The sequence below is a fragment of the Polaribacter sp. IC073 genome (genome assembly GCF_007997075.1).
In the GTDB taxonomy this organism is placed as follows: Bacteria; Bacteroidota; Bacteroidia; order Flavobacteriales; family Flavobacteriaceae; genus Polaribacter.
The window spans coordinates 279,908-295,671 of record NZ_VORS01000003.1 but is presented as its reverse complement, the minus strand read 5'-3'; the positions used below and the strand labels follow the sequence as shown (position 1 = coordinate 295,671).

19 protein-coding genes and 1 tRNA gene are annotated in these 15,764 nt (G+C 31.7%); 1 reads left to right on the top strand and 19 read right to left on the bottom strand.

All coding sequences use genetic code 11. The features are described from left to right. Nucleotides 1–350 precede the first annotated feature (350 nt). The 3 genes from ES045_RS06660 to ES045_RS06650 all read right to left on the bottom strand — a co-directional run bounded on the left by ES045_RS06660 (nucleotide 351) and on the right by ES045_RS06650 (nucleotide 4,126). Complete coding sequence (locus ES045_RS06660; protein ID WP_147114329.1) at nucleotides 351–1,127, bottom strand: TIGR03915 family putative DNA repair protein; 777 nt, start codon at nucleotides 1,125–1,127, stop codon at nucleotides 351–353. Then, on the bottom strand, nucleotides 1,128–2,390 hold the full coding sequence (locus tag ES045_RS06655) for a putative DNA modification/repair radical SAM protein (RefSeq protein WP_147114326.1): 1,263 nt from the start codon (nucleotides 2,388–2,390) through the stop codon (nucleotides 1,128–1,130). It abuts the gene before it with no gap. 212 nt (nucleotides 2,391–2,602) lie between these two features. Then, entirely contained in the window at nucleotides 2,603–4,126 is a 1,524-nt protein-coding gene (locus tag ES045_RS06650; protein WP_147114323.1) for a GH3 auxin-responsive promoter family protein, read from the bottom strand. Between the two features lie 173 nt (nucleotides 4,127–4,299). Here ES045_RS06650 and ES045_RS06645 point away from each other — a divergent pair, with 173 nt between their 5' ends. Continuing rightward, complete coding sequence (locus tag ES045_RS06645; protein WP_147114320.1) at nucleotides 4,300–4,647, top strand: hypothetical protein; 348 nt, start codon at nucleotides 4,300–4,302, stop codon at nucleotides 4,645–4,647. A gap of 58 nt (nucleotides 4,648–4,705) precedes the next feature. On the opposite strand, the gene scpA is transcribed toward ES045_RS06645, so the two are convergent. The 16 genes from scpA to folE all read right to left on the bottom strand — a co-directional run bounded on the left by scpA (nucleotide 4,706) and on the right by folE (nucleotide 15,730). After that, complete coding sequence (scpA, locus tag ES045_RS06640) at nucleotides 4,706–6,769, bottom strand: methylmalonyl-CoA mutase (protein WP_147114316.1); 2,064 nt, start codon at nucleotides 6,767–6,769, stop codon at nucleotides 4,706–4,708. Continuing rightward, nucleotides 6,762–7,082, bottom strand: a complete 321-nt coding sequence (locus ES045_RS06635; protein ID WP_147114313.1) for a hypothetical protein — start codon at nucleotides 7,080–7,082, stop codon at nucleotides 6,762–6,764. Before ES045_RS06635 ends, scpA begins: the two co-directional genes overlap by 8 nt. Before the next feature lie 19 nt (nucleotides 7,083–7,101). Further along, nucleotides 7,102–8,454: a methylmalonyl-CoA mutase subunit beta gene (locus ES045_RS06630; RefSeq protein ID WP_147114310.1), complete on the bottom strand. Its 1,353-nt coding sequence runs from the start codon at nucleotides 8,452–8,454 to the stop codon at nucleotides 7,102–7,104. Further along, nucleotides 8,454–8,768 (bottom strand): FtsB family cell division protein, encoded by a 315-nt coding sequence (locus ES045_RS06625; protein WP_147114308.1) that lies wholly within the window; start codon nucleotides 8,766–8,768, stop codon nucleotides 8,454–8,456. Before ES045_RS06625 ends, ES045_RS06630 begins: the two co-directional genes overlap by 1 nt. A gap of 2 nt (nucleotides 8,769–8,770) precedes the next feature. Then, on the bottom strand, nucleotides 8,771–9,376 hold the full coding sequence (gene udk, locus ES045_RS06620) for a uridine kinase (RefSeq protein ID WP_147114305.1): 606 nt from the start codon (nucleotides 9,374–9,376) through the stop codon (nucleotides 8,771–8,773). A 70-nt stretch (nucleotides 9,377–9,446) separates the two neighbouring features. Beyond that, entirely contained in the window at nucleotides 9,447–10,448 is a 1,002-nt protein-coding gene (locus ES045_RS06615) for an NAD(P)H-dependent glycerol-3-phosphate dehydrogenase (protein ID WP_147114301.1), read from the bottom strand. 168 nt (nucleotides 10,449–10,616) lie between these two features. Beyond that, nucleotides 10,617–10,690 (bottom strand) — tRNA-Thr (locus tag ES045_RS06610). Between the two features lie 241 nt (nucleotides 10,691–10,931). Continuing rightward, on the bottom strand, nucleotides 10,932–12,236 hold the full coding sequence (locus tag ES045_RS06605; RefSeq protein WP_147114297.1) for a cryptochrome/photolyase family protein: 1,305 nt from the start codon (nucleotides 12,234–12,236) through the stop codon (nucleotides 10,932–10,934). Further along, a complete protein-coding gene (locus ES045_RS06600; protein WP_147114294.1) occupies nucleotides 12,233–12,700 on the bottom strand; it encodes an SRPBCC family protein in 468 nt (155 codons plus the stop codon). Before ES045_RS06600 ends, ES045_RS06605 begins: the two co-directional genes overlap by 4 nt. A 1-nt stretch (nucleotide 12,701) precedes the next feature. Next, nucleotides 12,702–13,163, bottom strand: a complete 462-nt coding sequence (locus ES045_RS06595) for a TspO/MBR family protein (RefSeq protein ID WP_147114291.1) — start codon at nucleotides 13,161–13,163, stop codon at nucleotides 12,702–12,704. A 2-nt stretch (nucleotides 13,164–13,165) separates the two neighbouring features. Further along, nucleotides 13,166–13,339 (bottom strand): Lacal_2735 family protein, encoded by a 174-nt coding sequence (locus tag ES045_RS06590; protein WP_147114288.1) that lies wholly within the window; start codon nucleotides 13,337–13,339, stop codon nucleotides 13,166–13,168. Between the two features lie 5 nt (nucleotides 13,340–13,344). Continuing rightward, a complete protein-coding gene (locus tag ES045_RS06585; protein ID WP_147114285.1) occupies nucleotides 13,345–13,818 on the bottom strand; it encodes a glutathione peroxidase in 474 nt (157 codons plus the stop codon). Nucleotides 13,819–13,822: 4 nt separating this feature from the next. Continuing rightward, nucleotides 13,823–14,506: an SDR family NAD(P)-dependent oxidoreductase gene (locus ES045_RS06580; protein WP_147114281.1), complete on the bottom strand. Its 684-nt coding sequence runs from the start codon at nucleotides 14,504–14,506 to the stop codon at nucleotides 13,823–13,825. A 6-nt stretch (nucleotides 14,507–14,512) separates the two neighbouring features. Next, nucleotides 14,513–14,728 carry a hypothetical protein gene (locus ES045_RS06575; protein WP_147114277.1) on the bottom strand — a complete coding sequence of 72 codons (216 nt, stop codon included), beginning with the start codon at nucleotides 14,726–14,728 and terminating at the stop codon, nucleotides 14,513–14,515. 81 nt (nucleotides 14,729–14,809) lie between these two features. Continuing rightward, nucleotides 14,810–15,034, bottom strand: coding sequence for a hypothetical protein (locus tag ES045_RS06570; RefSeq protein ID WP_147114274.1), 225 nt, complete (start codon nucleotides 15,032–15,034; stop codon nucleotides 14,810–14,812). A 3-nt stretch (nucleotides 15,035–15,037) separates the two neighbouring features. Beyond that, nucleotides 15,038–15,730, bottom strand: a complete 693-nt coding sequence (gene folE / locus ES045_RS06565) for a GTP cyclohydrolase I FolE (RefSeq protein WP_147114271.1) — start codon at nucleotides 15,728–15,730, stop codon at nucleotides 15,038–15,040. Nucleotides 15,731–15,764: the final 34 nt, after the last annotated feature.

Here is a 15,764-nt window from a genome sequence, read left to right as displayed (position 1 = left end):
TTCTTTTCGAAGTTAACCATTTTTTAATTGTGCATTTTATAGTTGTACTTAAAAGTCTGTTAATTTTAAAAGGATTAGAATCTTGAATATTCATTTAGTAAATGAATTTAAAATATTATAGAAAAGAAAAGATAAATTTAGTTTTGTAATCTATCTTCTTGTTTTTCTATGCAAATAGGTTAAGCCATGTAAAAAAACAATAAGTATTAAAATACTTACATGTTGAGTTCTATGACTTATTTTGATGAAAAAAAGTCACTAATTTTAGTCAGATGAGTAAAATGGAATAGTAAGAATACTTTGGATGATGAATTAAATTGAAGACAGCAGGTTTTGTACGTAACTATTAATTAAAAATTTGGTTGCTTTTCACTCAAATATTTCCAATACCGTTTTGGAACATGCTTAACATGTAATTTCATATTCTTTCGTTCTTTAATGTTTGTACTATTAAAATAATCTTTCCATAATTTCTGAAATTCAAATTCTTCAGCAGCAAAAAAATGGTCATCTGTTTTTGTAAAATTAAAATTTGTAGGAAAATCCATATTTACAATTGCTACTTTTTTTAAATCATAAAATAATGCATAAGCCCTTTTGGTGTCATAAATCACCCATTTTTGGTCTGCATATCTACTTCTAAAATGTTTAGAAATTAATGGCAATACATTAAAGTCGGGTTCAATATTAGCAAAGTAAATTTTATCCTTTGTAAGTTTAAAACGCACAAAGGCTTCCATTCTATGCTTCTCTCTACTTACAATTTTTGCTATTTGAGATGTTTTTAAAATACTAGCGTGTGTGAAATCAGTATCCACTTTTTGTTTATTTTTGAAAATATATTGAAGGTGATCTAGCAGGATATTTTCAACACCAATTTGTTCACTTAAAAAGGCGTAATAAATTTTAGTGGAAGCGATACTAGATGTCTTTTCCTTTAATCGTTTCCAGACTCTATCTGATTTTTCTTTATCAGTTGTAATTTTTTCATTTTCAGAAAACAAGCCATTTTGAACAACAAATTCACTCTGAATGGAAACATTTTGTAATTTATATTCAAAGACATAAAAAACACAACTCAAAAAACCTTCGAAAGAACCATCGTAAATTAATGTTTTTTCTATCATTTATTCAAATAAATTTAACTGCGGACCTAATAAAGTATCATATTTGCTCGTTGAGTTTTTCATTATAAAAGCTTTTATTTTATCAGCAGTTAAATCTCTTCTTTCAAATAGATTGCTATCACACACTAAAAAATATTGAGCTCTGTTAAAAGCGATTCCTATCTTCTTTAAATGTTCCCAATTTAATCTTCGGTATTTTCTCGCCATCAAAATCTTTGAAACAGATTTCATACCAACGCCTGGTATTCTTGCCAACATTCTTTTATCTGCTGTATTAACATCCACAGGAAATTCATGCATGTTTCTTAACGCCCAACTTAATTTTGGATCGATGTCTAAATCTAAATTTTGATGATTTAAGTTTACAATTTCATTCGTTTGAAAGCCATAAAAACGGGTTAACCAATCTGATTGATACAGCCTATTCTCTCTTAACATAGGTACATCGCTACCAATTTTAGGCAAACGGCTGTCGTGACTTATAGGTACATAACCAGAAAAATAAACTCTTTTTAAATTGTATTTTTTATAATAATATTCTGACGTTTTTAAGATTTGAAAGTCATTTTCTCCGCTAGCACCAACAATCATTTGGGTGCTTTGACCTGCTGGCGCATATTTTGGCGTGCTTTTTAGAATCTTTTTTTCTGCCTTGTATTGTATAATTTCATTCTTTACCTTTTCCATAGGCTTTATGAAGTCTTCGAATTTTTTATCTGGCGCTAACAATTTTAAGCCACTCTTAGTAGGGATTTCAATATTCACACTCAATCTATCTGCATACAAACCAGCTTCTCTCATTAATTCATCAGAAGCACCTGGAATTGATTTTAAATGAATGTAGCCATTAAAATTTTCTTCTAAACGCAGTTTTTTTGCCACAGCCACCAAACGTTCCATGGTATAATCTGCACTTTTAAAAATCCCGGAACTCAAGAATAAGCCTTCAATATAGTTTCTTCTATAAAAATTAATCGTTAACGCTACCACTTCTTGAACTTTAAAAGCCGCTCGTTTAACGTCATTACTTTTTCTGGTAACACAATAAGCACAATCAAAAATACAGTGATTTGTCAGTAAAATTTTTAGCAAAGAAACACAGCGCCCATCTTCTGTGTAGGAATGGCAAATTCCCATTCCGGTAGCATTACCTAAGCCTTTCTCTTTGTTGCTTCGGTTACTTCCACTAGAAGAACAAGAAACATCATATTTTGCTGCATCTGCTAAGATTTTTAATTTCTCTAATGTGCGTTCGAAAGACATAGCTTGCTAGTGTTGTTTTTAGATTGATTTTTTAAGTAACGAGTAGTCATGTAATTTACAAGAACTGATAATTATTAGTATAGGAGAAAATAACTTTAACACAAAAACCGACTTATTTTAAAGGCGGTTTATATGGGCTTGTACATTAAAATAATTAGAACATCGTATCCTCATGATTTTTTACCTTGCAACCTATGCCTTATTTCAGTTTTCTACTTTTTATTTACAAAATCTTCCCAATCTGCAAATTTATCCTCTTTCATCACGCGTTCCATTTTTACTTGACCGCCTTTTTTCTTGTTACTATCATTCCAATCATGGAATTTTTCAACAGGAATTACAGTAACTTTTACGCCTTTTAAAGCTTTACTCCTAGCAACTTTATAATTTTTATTAGCCTCTTTAAGAAAAGTATCTAATGCTGTTATAATGCTTTCATTAGTTTCCTTCATTTCTGACCCTAAATACCAAGAGTGATAAAACTCACCATCATCAAATCTTTTTGCACAAATGGTGTATTCTGTAATTTGGGTAGAAAATTTTTCTTCTAGATGTCTAATGGCATCATCCATTTTATTGACAGATAATTGAGAACCAACGGTGTTTAAAAAGAATTTTGTACGTCCTGTAATTTTAATTTCGGCTCTTTCTACATCCGTGAATTCAATTGTATCTCCAATCAAATATCTCCAAGCACCACTAACGGTACTTATAATTAAAATATAATCTGTATTGGTTTTTACTTGTTCTAGTGTTAATGAAGGTGCATTTTGTTTGATAGAACCATCTTCCTTTATATAATCGGGGTTCATTGGAACAAATTCAAAATAAATACCATTTTTGGTATTTAATTGCATGGCGTCTGTTTCTGGTCTTACCTGCGTAGCAATGTACCCTTCAGAGGCTAAATAGGTATCAATTACAGTTACGGATTTACCCAAAAGTGCTTTGAAGCTTTTTTCATAAGGTCCAAAAGCAACACCACCAGAAGTGTAGACTTTTAAATTTGGCCAAATTTCATGAATATTCTCTAAATTATGGAATTCAATAACTTTCTGCATCATCAATTCTATCCAAGCAGGAATTCCGCTTAAAGCGCCAATGTCCCACGTTTTGGCATTTTCTGCAATGTGTTGTACACGTTCGTCCCAATCTTCAATTTTTGAAATTTCCTCACCAGGTTTATAATATCCTTTAAACCAAAAAGGAATGTTACTTGCGCTAATTCCGCTAATTTCTCCTTCTAAATGATCGTCTTTCTCAGCAAGATCTGTAGAACTTCCCAACATCATAATATCTTTTTCGAAAAAATCTGCAGGCAAATCAAAATTATTTAATGAAGTAACTTGTTTGATACCAGAACTTCTAATGGCAGCAATCATTTCATCTGTTACAGGAATCTTTTTACTCGTTTTTCCTGTTGTTCCAGAGCTTAAAGCAAAATAAGAAGGATTGCCAGCCCAAGTAACATTTTCTTCTCCATTATGAATTTTGCACCACCATTTTTCATGAAGTGAATTATAATCAAAATAAGGAACTTCCTTTGCAAAAGAAGATTGCAGATCATCACTAAGAAGCGTTGTTTTAAAATGATAAGCTTCACCAAACTGAGTGTCCTTTGCAGATTCTAATAAGTCTTTTAAAACCTCTTTCTGTGCTTCTATATGATTTGTTTCTGAAGAAAGCGTATCTGTTAAATTGATAATTCCTTTGATGATATTTCCTAAAATAGCCATGATCTTATTGTTTTTTAACAAAGTTAGGTAATTATAACACTTAAGATTATCGTTAATAAGCTAAAAGTTAACTCAAATAAGAAGTGCGTTCTATTTGCGTCCGTATTAACATCGATAGCGACAAAACAGAAGGAATAATAAGGGTAGATTGTATTGAATTTAAAACTCACATTATGAACAACGAAAGCACAAACGAATTAGATTTTATAAGAAAATATGAAGCGGAAGGCTATACAAATAGTTATAGAGTTCGAAATGATATTTTAATTGAAAACGAATCTGATATTGGGTACACACCATTCGGAATTAAAGTAGTTGCAAAACATAGATACGAAGGAGATAGCAATCCCTCCGACATGTCTATATTATATGTTATCGAAACCAAAGATGGAACGAAAGGAACAATTTTAATGCCTTATGGAAATACAAATGAGACGGAAACATTGGAATTTTTCAACAAAATTCCTGAAGAAAACTTCTCAGAATCTGAAAATATTATGTTTCATAATAAAAAAAAGTAATCTATTCTGTAAAGAGAAACTTGCATAGAAGTTTCTCTTTACAGAAATAGTTGAGAAATTATTCTACAACACTATCAATTAAGATCGTTAACATATCTATGGCAGCTTGTGCAATTTTTGTTCCAGGACCAAAAACACCAACAGCGCCTGCATCAAATAAAAATTGATAATCTTGTGCAGGAATAACGCCACCAACAATTACCATAATATCTTCTCTATCGTATTCTTTTAAAGCTGCAATAACTTGCGGAACTAATGTTTTATGCCCTGCAGCTAAAGAAGAAATTCCTAGAATATGAACGTCATTTTCTACAGCTTGTTTTGTTGCTTCTATAGGAGTTTGAAAAAGTGGCCCAATATCTACATCAAAGCCTAAATCTGCATATCCTGTTGCAACTACTTTTGCACCTCTGTCATGACCATCTTGCCCTAACTTTGCGATCATAATTCTTGGACGTCTTCCTTCTAATTTAGCAAAGTCGTTTGCTAAATCCTTTGCTTTTTTAAATAATGGGTCTTCCTTTATTTCTTTACTGTACACGCCAGATATGGTTTTATGAACGGCTTTATGTCTGCCAAATTCAACTTCGAGAGCATCAGATATTTCACCTAAAGTGGCTCTGTTTCTTGCTGCTTCTACAGCCAAGTCTAATAAATTCTCTTTGCCAGATTTTGCTGCTTTTGTTAAAGCGGTTAAAGATTTTTGCACTTCCGTATTATTTCTATTCGTTTTTAATGCATGCAATCTTTCAATTTGAGAATTGCGAACCGCTTCATTGTCAACTTCTAAAATATGTAAAGGATCTTCTTTTTCTAGTTGATATTTATTTACTCCAACAATAATATCTTGACCGCTATCTATCTTTGCTTGTTTTTTTGCAGCAGCTTCTTCAATTCTCATTTTCGGAATTCCTTTTTCAATTGCTTTTGTCATTCCACCTAATTCGGCAACCTCTTGCATCAGTTCCCAGGCTTTATTCGCAATATCTTCCGTTAGCTTTTCTAATTGATAACTTCCTGCCCAAGGATCTACTGTTTTAGTTATATGCGTTTCTTCTTGCAAGTAAATTTGTGTATTTCTGGCAATTCTTGCAGAAAAATCTGTAGGCAAAGCAATTGCTTCATCTAGCGCATTTGTGTGCAAACTTTGGGTACCACCAAAAGCAGCAGCCATGGCTTCAATGGTTGTTCTTGCAACATTGTTAAAAGGATCTTGTGCTGTTAAAGACCAACCACTTGTTTGCGAATGTGTTCTTAAAGCTAAAGATTTTTGATTTTTTGGATTGAATTTTTTTACAATTTTAGCCCACAGCATTCTTGCGGCCCTCAATTTTGCGATTTCTGTAAAATGATTCATTCCTATGGCCCAAAAAAAAGACAATCTTGGTGCAAAAGAATCAATATCCATTCCTGCATCAATTCCCTTTTTTAGATATTCTAAACCGTCTGCAAGTGTGTATGCCAATTCAATTTCTGCAGTTGCACCTGCTTCTTGCATGTGATAACCAGAAATAGAAATCGAATTAAATTTAGGCATTTTACTACTGGTATATTTAAAAATATCGGCAATAATTTTCATAGAAGGAGCAGGAGGATAAATGTACGTGTTTCGTACCATAAACTCCTTTAAAATATCATTTTGAATAGTACCTGAAAGCTCTTTTAGAGAAACACCTTGCTCTTCTGCAGCAACAATATAAAAAGCTAAAATGGGTAAAACTGCACCATTCATAGTCATAGAAACAGACATTTTGTCTAACGGAATTTCATCAAACAAAACCTTCATGTCTTCCACAGAATCTATAGCAACACCCGCTTTACCCACATCTCCCTGCACACGTTCATGATCTGAATCATAACCTCTATGCGTTGCCAAATCAAAAGCAACAGAAAGACCTTTTTGACCCGCTTCTAAGTTTCTTTTGTAAAAGGCATTGCTTTCTTGTGCAGTAGAAAAACCTGCATATTGTCTAATGGTCCAAGGTCTTCTAACGTACATTGTAGCATATGGTCCCCTTAAATTGGGTGCAATTCCTGCAACAAAATCTTCATGAAGAAATGATTCTTTTGACGTTTTGTTCTTATTAGAAAGTGATATGTTTTCTATAGATTTTCTACTCATTTTCTAGTTTCATTAAATGATATAATTTTGACTGAATATCTTTAGATAATTTTTTTTTCTCTTTAATTCTTTTTTGACTCACATAAAAATAGAGCAGACCAGTAAATAGCGTAAATAATACGCTAACTGAGATGAAATTTAGAGTTCCACCAAAGTAGCTGTATACTTTACTTTCTATTGCAAAAACAGTTAAGAACATTATAAAAACAAAGCCTACTATATAACTAGGTGTTGTCTCTTTAATTTTTTTGGTTTCTTTTTTTAACTCTTCCTGTTTTTTCTGATACGCTATAATCTCATGAGTTTTAACCACGTTATCTATTTAGTATAAATTAACTTTCATTCTTTAACCTTTGCTTTTCAATATTTTCAGACAGACGTTTTCTATTGATCGGTGGAAATAATGTTTTTATATTTCTTTGCTTAACAAAAGGATCTAATTCTAAGCTTTCTTTCATGAAATTTTCTTTATTAGGTTGTAAATTAGTACCTAATAAGATCAATTCATTTTTATGAAATTGTTCTTCTTCCTTTGCCGTGTTTTCTTTTATTTTTCTTTGAATGTTGCCTTCTTTTAATTGTTTTAAGAAGCCACCACCTTTTTCGATCTGTTTGAATATAATTAAGGCTTTTTCTGCCATTTGCTCTGTAAGAGATTCTATATAATAACTTCCTTCAGCAATGTTTTGTGCCTTTTTAAAACCACTTTCTTGTTGCAATATTAAGAGTTGATTTCTAGAAATTCGTTCGCCAAAATCGGTGCTCTCTGCATAGATCTTATCATAAGAAATATTAGCAACTGTGTTTGAGCCGCCTAAAATAGCACTCATACATTCAGAAGTAGTTCTTAACATATTTACATTATAATCGTAAATCGTTTTATTTCTTGCAGAAGGTTGCACAAAAAGATGCGCTTCAAGATCTTTAACACCATATTCCTTTAAGAGGGCGTCCCATAAAAGGCGAAAAGCATTTAATTTTGCTATCTCATGAAAATAATTACTTCCTACAGAAAATTGAAAGTGAATTTTAGGTGCATTTTCTGCACCAAAATGATTTAAGTATTCATTCGCATGGGCTAGTGTGTATGCCAATTGCTGCACCATATTAGCACCCGCATTTTGGTATAAATCTCCTGAAACAGAAATGGAGTTTTCTGCAGCTGCTACTATGTTTTCTAATTTTCTATAATCTTCTTTTAAATTGACAAACCAATTGCCAACTTCGGCAAGATTTCCTAAAATATCTATTTGAAAAAAGCACGTATTAGAGTTTATGTATTTTGATAGTTTACTGATAAACTCATCATCTAAAAACTCAAATTTAAAGTATATGGTTAAAGAGGTTAGATCTATTGTGTCTAATAGAATGGTATAATCAAATTTCTTTTTTGCTATGAATTGAATTGCAGTTGCGCCTCTGTTCAAAGCATCTGTAGTTAAAGTGTTCGCGCTCTTTTCATCAGAAATAATTATGGTCTGACAAATTTTAAAAGCCTTTTTTGGAACTTTTATTTTGTTATGGGTTCTATCATCTTTGGTGTAAAAAGGTTTTACAGTAATTCCCTCATTCGTTGTCCATAATAGTGTTTCATTATAGTCAGCACCTTTTAAGTCTACTTGAATTTTTTGTTTCCAAGCAGTTGGTGTTGTTCCTTCAAATTCACTAAACAGAAATTTACTCATTATTTTATGGTATCAAATTCTATAATATAAATATCTTCGTTTTCTTTTTTCATTAAATACTGTTCTCTTGCAAAACGTTCTAATTGTAGAGAATCATCTAACTTTTTAATAGTAGCTTGGTCTTCTTTAATTTTAATTTTATAAAAAGAAATGGTATTTTCTAGATCTTCTATTTCTTGGTTAAATTTTCTATGAATTAGATAAGAGTTGTCATCAAAAAATAACATCCATATTAAAAATGGAATAAAAATTAAGACAAAAATATTTGTTAAAATTTTAAAGACGCTATTATTTTTTAGGTTGTTAAAAGACATGCTTACAAACGTTCATTAATAACAGTTCTAACAATATCTATGGCAACGGTGTTAAACCTGTCATTAGGTATAATTAAATCTGCAAAATTCTTTGTTGGCTCTATAAATTGTTGATGCATTGGTTTTAAGGTTGTTTGATACCTGTTTAAAACTTCATCTATATCTCTTCCTCTTTCAGAAATGTCTCTTTTTAATCTTCTAATTAAGCGTTCATCTGTTTCTGCATGCACAAATATTTTAATATCAAATAAATCTCTTAATTCTTTATTATTAAAAATTAAAATTCCTTCAACAATCACTACTTTTCTTGGGTGTGTTTTTACCGTATCTTTTGTTCTGTTATGAGTTACAAAAGAATATACTGGCTGGTTGATTGCTTTTCCAGATTTTAAAACTTTTAAATGCTTTATCAGTAATTCAAAATCGATCGCTCTTGGATGATCAAAATTAATTTTGGCTCTTTCTTCATAAGGCAAATTATCTGTTGCATTATAATAAGAGTCTTGAGAAATTACACAAACTTCATCCGTTGGTAATTGTTTAATAATTTGATTTACAACGGTTGTTTTTCCACTTCCCGTTCCTCCCGCAATTCCAATAATTAACATAAAAAAATATAATTTTGATAAAAAATTCGCATAAATGAGTAAAGATATTATAAAAATGTAAATTTAAAGACTATCCGGGTTCTTTTTCAGAACCTACCTCGTGAGTAATTAAATTTTTAAAAGCATTAAATACAGTACTTCCTTCATAGAGAACTTTGTAAACTTCTCTTGTAATAGGCATGTCAACATTATAATCTTCAGCTAATTGTACCACTACTTTAGTTGTTTTTACACCTTCTGCAACTTCATTCATATTGCCTATAATAGTTTCTAGTTTTTTTCCTTTACCTAGTTCAAAGCCAACATGGTGGTTTCTACTTTTAGAACTAGAACAGGTAGCGACTAAATCTCCTAAACCAGTTAAACCGGCAAAAGTTCTGTTTTTTCCACCCATTGCTGTTCCTAAACGTGTGAGTTCAGAAAGACCTCTTGTAATTAAAGCAGAACGTGTATTGTCTCCTGCATTGGCGCCATCTCCCATTCCGCATGCAATTGCCATTACATTTTTTAAAGCTCCGCCTAATTCACTTCCAGTTACATCTGTATTTGTATACACTCGAAATAAGCCAGAACTAAAAACAGTTTGTAGTTTTTTTGCAATGGTTTTATCAACCATAGAAATTACAGCTGCTGCGGCTTTACCAGAAATAATTTCTTTGGCAAGATTAGGTCCTGTAAGAACTCCTGCAGGATGCCCAGGCATAATCTCTTCAATTATTTCTGTCATTCTCATTTTGGTTGCAGTTTCTAATCCTTTTGCTAAACTAACAATAGGAACCCAAGGTCTTATGTATGGCTTTGCTTCCAATAAAACGGCTCTAAAGTGTTGTGACGGTATTCCCATAACAATTACATCTGCATTTTCTACCGTTTCTTTTATAGAGTTTGAAGCTTTTAAACCTTTATGAAGTTTGCCGTTTGGTAAGTATTTTGTGTTAGAATTAAGTTCATTTATCTCTTTTACTGTTGCTGCATTTCTTGCCCAAAGAGTTGTTTCGCTATTTTTTGCAGTTAATGAAGCAACAGTAGTCCCCCAAGAACCACCACCTAATAAACCAACTTTAAGTTTCATAATTATTTATTTTTAATCATAAGGAATGATGTACGGCAATATAACCAATTTAGACTACTTTTTGTAGGTGTTTTGGTGGATATAAAAGAAAGAATTGGTAAAGAACTTTTCTGTTTGATACCAATAAAAAAGTCTCAAAAAATTAATTTTGAGACTTTTAAGAAATTGAGCCGATGGAGGGACTCGAACCCACGACCTGCTGATTACAAATCAGCTGCTCTAGCCAGCTGAGCTACATCGGCTTTTGTTTTCGGTGCGCAAATTAAACACAAAATAAGAAGACAGCCAAACTAAAAATGATTTTTTTTTCATAAAAAAAGCTTCACTTAAAATCGAAGCTTTTTTCGTCAAGAAATAAGAACATAAGAACATAAGATCGGTAGAAAATCACCTAATTGTAATTTTTCTAACTTGTATATGTATAACGTAAACTTCTGGTATTTGTTGTTTTTATTGAGTATAATAAGAGAACTAGACCTTTTATTAATTTAAAGCTTCCTTGTATACTTGCAAGCATCTTTCTCTTGCTTCTCTATGGTCTACCATTTCATTAGGGTAGGTGAGTTCTTGAAAATCTGGAACCCATTTGTTAAGGTATTCTAAATCTTTGTCGAATTTTTTAATTTGAGTGGTTGGATTAAAAATTCTAAAATAAGGTGCAGCGTCCACACCAGAACCAGCAACCCATTGCCAATTACCAACGTTACTTGCCATTTCATAATCGTGCAGTTTTTCTGCAAAATAGGCTTCTCCCCAGCGCCAATCTATTAATAAGTGCTTGCATAAAAAACTGCCTACAAGCATTCTAACCCTGTTATGCATAAAACCAGTTTGATTTAACTGGCGCATTCCTGCATCAACAAAAGGATAGCCTGTTTCTCCGTTGCACCATTTATTAAACTCGCCTTCATTATTTCTCCACTCAATTCTGTCGTATTTGGCTTTGAAAGATTGTTGAGATGTATGAGGAAAATGCCAAAGAATTTGCATGAAAAACTCTCTCCAGATTAATTCTTGCCAAAAAATTTCGTTTTCTTCAGAAATTGCTTTTTCTACCATTTTACGAATGCTAACAGTTCCAAAACGTAAATGTGGACCCAATTTAGAGGTGGTGTCTTGTGCCGGAAAGTTACGGGTGTCTTCGTAATTTTGAATAAGTGATGGCGAAACGGTGTAAGCTTCTATTTTTTGATTGGATTTTGTGAAGCCAATATCAGTCAAACTTAGATTTGGTAATTCTTTGGTTTTTACCAAGTTTTTTAAAAATGAACTTGTGTAGTGAAAGTTTAAGTGAGTGGTTTTAAATTTCTCTTTCCAAACCTTCATAAAAGGGGTGTAAACCACATACGGTAGTCCGTCTTTTTTTACAACTTCATTCTTTTCAAAAATTACTTGATCTTTAAATGTTTTAAATTCAATATTATTTTCATTTAATAATTGCTCAATTCCTTCATCTCTTTCCTTTGCATAAGGCTCATAGTCTCTATTTGTAAAAACAGTTTCTATGTTGTATTCTTTTATTAATTGAGCATAAATTTCTTTTGGATTTCCATGAAACATCGCAAGACTACTTTTGTGTTCTTCTTTTAAAATAACACGCATTTTTTGCAATGTAGCATGTATAAAAGTAACTCTAGCATCATCTTTCGATAGTTTTTTTAGTATTTCTTCATCAAAAATAAAAAGAGGTAGAACAGGGGTGTTACTTTTTAAGGCATTGTAAAATCCTACATTGTCATCTAATCTTAGATCTCTTCTAAACCAAAAAATATTTACTGTCTTTTTCATTTTTTATACGCGCCAAAAAGTTCAATTAGTTTTTTCTGTCTATAACCAAAAATTTCTTCTAATTTTGGTTTCACTAAAAAAGGATGCACTATTTGACCAAGTATTCCTAAGGGAACCTTATAATCGATAATGTCTTCCAGTTCTACACCACCATCAATTTCTTTTATAAAATGCTTGTGATGCCAAAGTGCATAAGGACCATACATTTGCTCGTCTACAAAGTATTTATTTTCTTCTATATGTGTAATTTCAGAAACCCACTTTGTCTTAATACCTAAAAGAGGTGTTACAATATATTGAATAATTTGGCCAGTGTATAGCGGTCTGTCTATCTTAGACACGATGTCGAAACTCATGTAATCTGGCGTAATTTTTTTTAAATTTCTTGGGTTGGATAAAAACTCCCAAGCTTCATCTAAAGAAATTGGTAATTGTTGTTTTTTGTGAAGCGTGTATATTTTCATTTTAATTATGGACTAATATATAAAGATTTAAAGAAGTTGCAATACACAACCAAATCATATAAGGCAGCAATAAATACTTGTAATTATTTACTTTATCACTTCGTTTAAAGTAGTAAATAAAAAGGAGAGATGTTAACAGTACAATGGTAAACAGCCCAAACAAAACCAAATGTTGATTGAAGAAGATAAAATTCCAGCTTACATTTAACACAAATTGAAACAGAAAGATTAGTTTGTTTTTTTGCGTATTTTCCTGGCTAAAAAGTTTTCCTAAATAAATAGAAAAGCAAATCATAATCAATGTCCATGCAATACCAAATACAATACCTGGTGGTGTCCAAGGAGCTTTATTTAGGTTTGTGTACCAATCAGAAAGCGGCCCGTTATTCATAAACCAACTGCCAATTGCCAAACCTCCAAAGTTGATAACTAGAAAGAGTATGGTAAGTTTTAGTTGTTTCATATTTACTCCTTTTCCTTTAAGGTGTCAATTTGGTTTAAGATATCGTCTGCTTCTTTGTATTTAGAGTCGCTATCTGTTCTATTGATAGATTGAAGTTTGTATGCCTCTTCCATCACTTTTTTGTATTTTTCTTGAAGTTTATCAACTTCAGACTTCTTTTTAAATAATCCGAACATAAGTTTTATATTAAATATTTTGTAATTTTTGAGCTTGATGGTTTTGTAATTGAAAAGTAATAATCTATTAACTTTCCATCAGGAGAAACCAGGTACTTTTGAAAGTTCCATTTTACTGTAGAACTTTTTTTGTCATTTAAACTTTTATCTGTTAACCAAGTATATAATGGATGTTGATTGATTCCTTTTACATCAATTTTTTCTGTCATTATAAAAGAGACGCCAAAGTTTACTTTACAAAAAGCTGCAATATCTTCTGAGGTTCCGGGTTCTTGGCTACCGAACTGGTTGCAAGGAGAACCAATAATCATTAAGTTTTCTTTGTGTGTTTGGTACAATTCTTCTAATTCTTTGTATTGCGATGTAAAGCCACATTTAGAAGCTACATTAACAAAAAGAATATATTTATTTTTGTACTCGGATAAGTCAATAGCTTTATTTTGTAAGCTATTGATATTGATTTTATAGATGTCTGTCATTTTTTTAGATTTTGAAACTTACAATTCCACAATCAAGTTCGAAAATTTGACCAGAGATTGAATTTGCTTTTTCAGAGATAAGAAAAGTTGCTAAGTCTGCAACTTCATGTGGTTTTAGAAACTTTTTAAGTGGATGACGTTCTGTGATATTTTCTATCATTTTTTCATTCCTTAGAAGCTTAGATGCCAAGTCTGTTTCTGTAACAGTTGGTGCAATTGCATTTACGCGAATTGTTGGTGCTAATTCTGCGCCTAAAGATTTTGTTAAACCCTCTACGGCAGATTTTGCTGCAGCAACACTTGCATGATAAGGCATACCTAGTTTGGCTGCAACCGTACTAAATAATAAAATAGAAGGGTTTTCTCCGTTTTTTAACTTCGGTAAATATTGTTGAATTGTTTTTACTGCTCCAACAACATTTATTTCAAAATCTTCTCTAAAATCGTTTAACTTTAGTCTCGAAATTGGTTTTAAATTAATGCTTCCAGGGCAATAAATTAAAGTATCTACTGCCTCTATTTCTGGTAAGTCATCTGTAAGGATGTCACAATTATAATGAGTTAGATTAGCGTGAGGCTGCAAAGGAGCTGATCTACTAATGTTTACAACTATATTTTCTTCAATTAAAGATTTAACAATTGCTTGTCCTATTCCTTTGCTTCCTCCAACTATTACTATTTTTCTCATATGCTTTTAAGGTCTTCCTTTCAAGCGCTTTTCAATTTTCTGCTTTACAGCTGTTAAGCGCTTCATTTGATCCATTATTTCTAGATCTTTTTCTATTTTGTATACTTCGTTTAGTTCTAAGATAAGTGCTTTCACTTCTCTAGATGCTACAATTCTATCACTTGTTGTCTTAAATGAGAACTTTCTATGTTCAAATTCTTCGGCTCTTTCTAATAAATTCATTCTATTTGACTTGTCTTTATTTTATAATTTTACCAATGTAATTATAAAACTTAGATATTCAATATAAATGTGTGTTTTTTATTAAGACGTTAGCGGCTTTCCTTTCAAACGTCTTTCGATTCTTTGTTTAATTACGGTTAGTCGTTTCATGATGTCCATAATTTTAGCATCTTTATTTTCCTTATATACTTCGTTTAAACTTAGAATTAAATCCTTTGCTTCTCTAGCTGCCATAATACGGTCGCTGGTTGTTGGGAATCTTTTTTTTCTAGTTTCAAACTCTAATGCTTTGTCAATTAATTTCATAACTTAATAGTTTAATGTGTTTTGTAGTTCAACTATTTTTTCTGGGCTGTTAAACTTGCCCCCAAAGTAAGATGTTACAGTAGAGGAGGTATCATCTTTAATACCTCTAGAAGATACACACAAATGTTTTGCGTCTATAATAACAGCAACGTCGTCTGTATTTAAAATTGCTTTTAATTCTTCTGCTATTTGGTTTGTTAAACGTTCTTGTACTTGCGGCCTTTTTGCATAATATTGTACAATTCTATTTAACTTAGACAAGCCAATTACTTTTCCTGAAGAGATGTACGCTACATGTGCTTTTCCAATAATTGGAACAAAATGATGCTCGCAATTAGAATAAAACGTAATGTTCTTTTCAACCAACATTTGGTTGTATTGATATTTATTATCAAACAAAGCAACTCTAGGTTTGTTTGCAGGGTTTAATCCAGAAAAAATCTCGTCTATATACATTTTTGCAACCCTTTTCGGAGTGCCTTTTAGAGAGTCATCTGTTAGATCTAATCCCATAACATCCATTATTTCAGAAAATAAGGTGGCAATTTTTTCTTTCTTAACTTCGTCAGAAAGTACAAAAGCGTCTGCCTTCATAGGTGTTTTTAAACCTGTAAATAAATGATCATCACCAATTTCTTGATTAGAAAAATCAGTCATTTTATTTTGGGTATCTTTTGCTATTGCGTCTGTAATCATTCTATCTTATTTTTGTGCTGTCTTAAAAGACCGT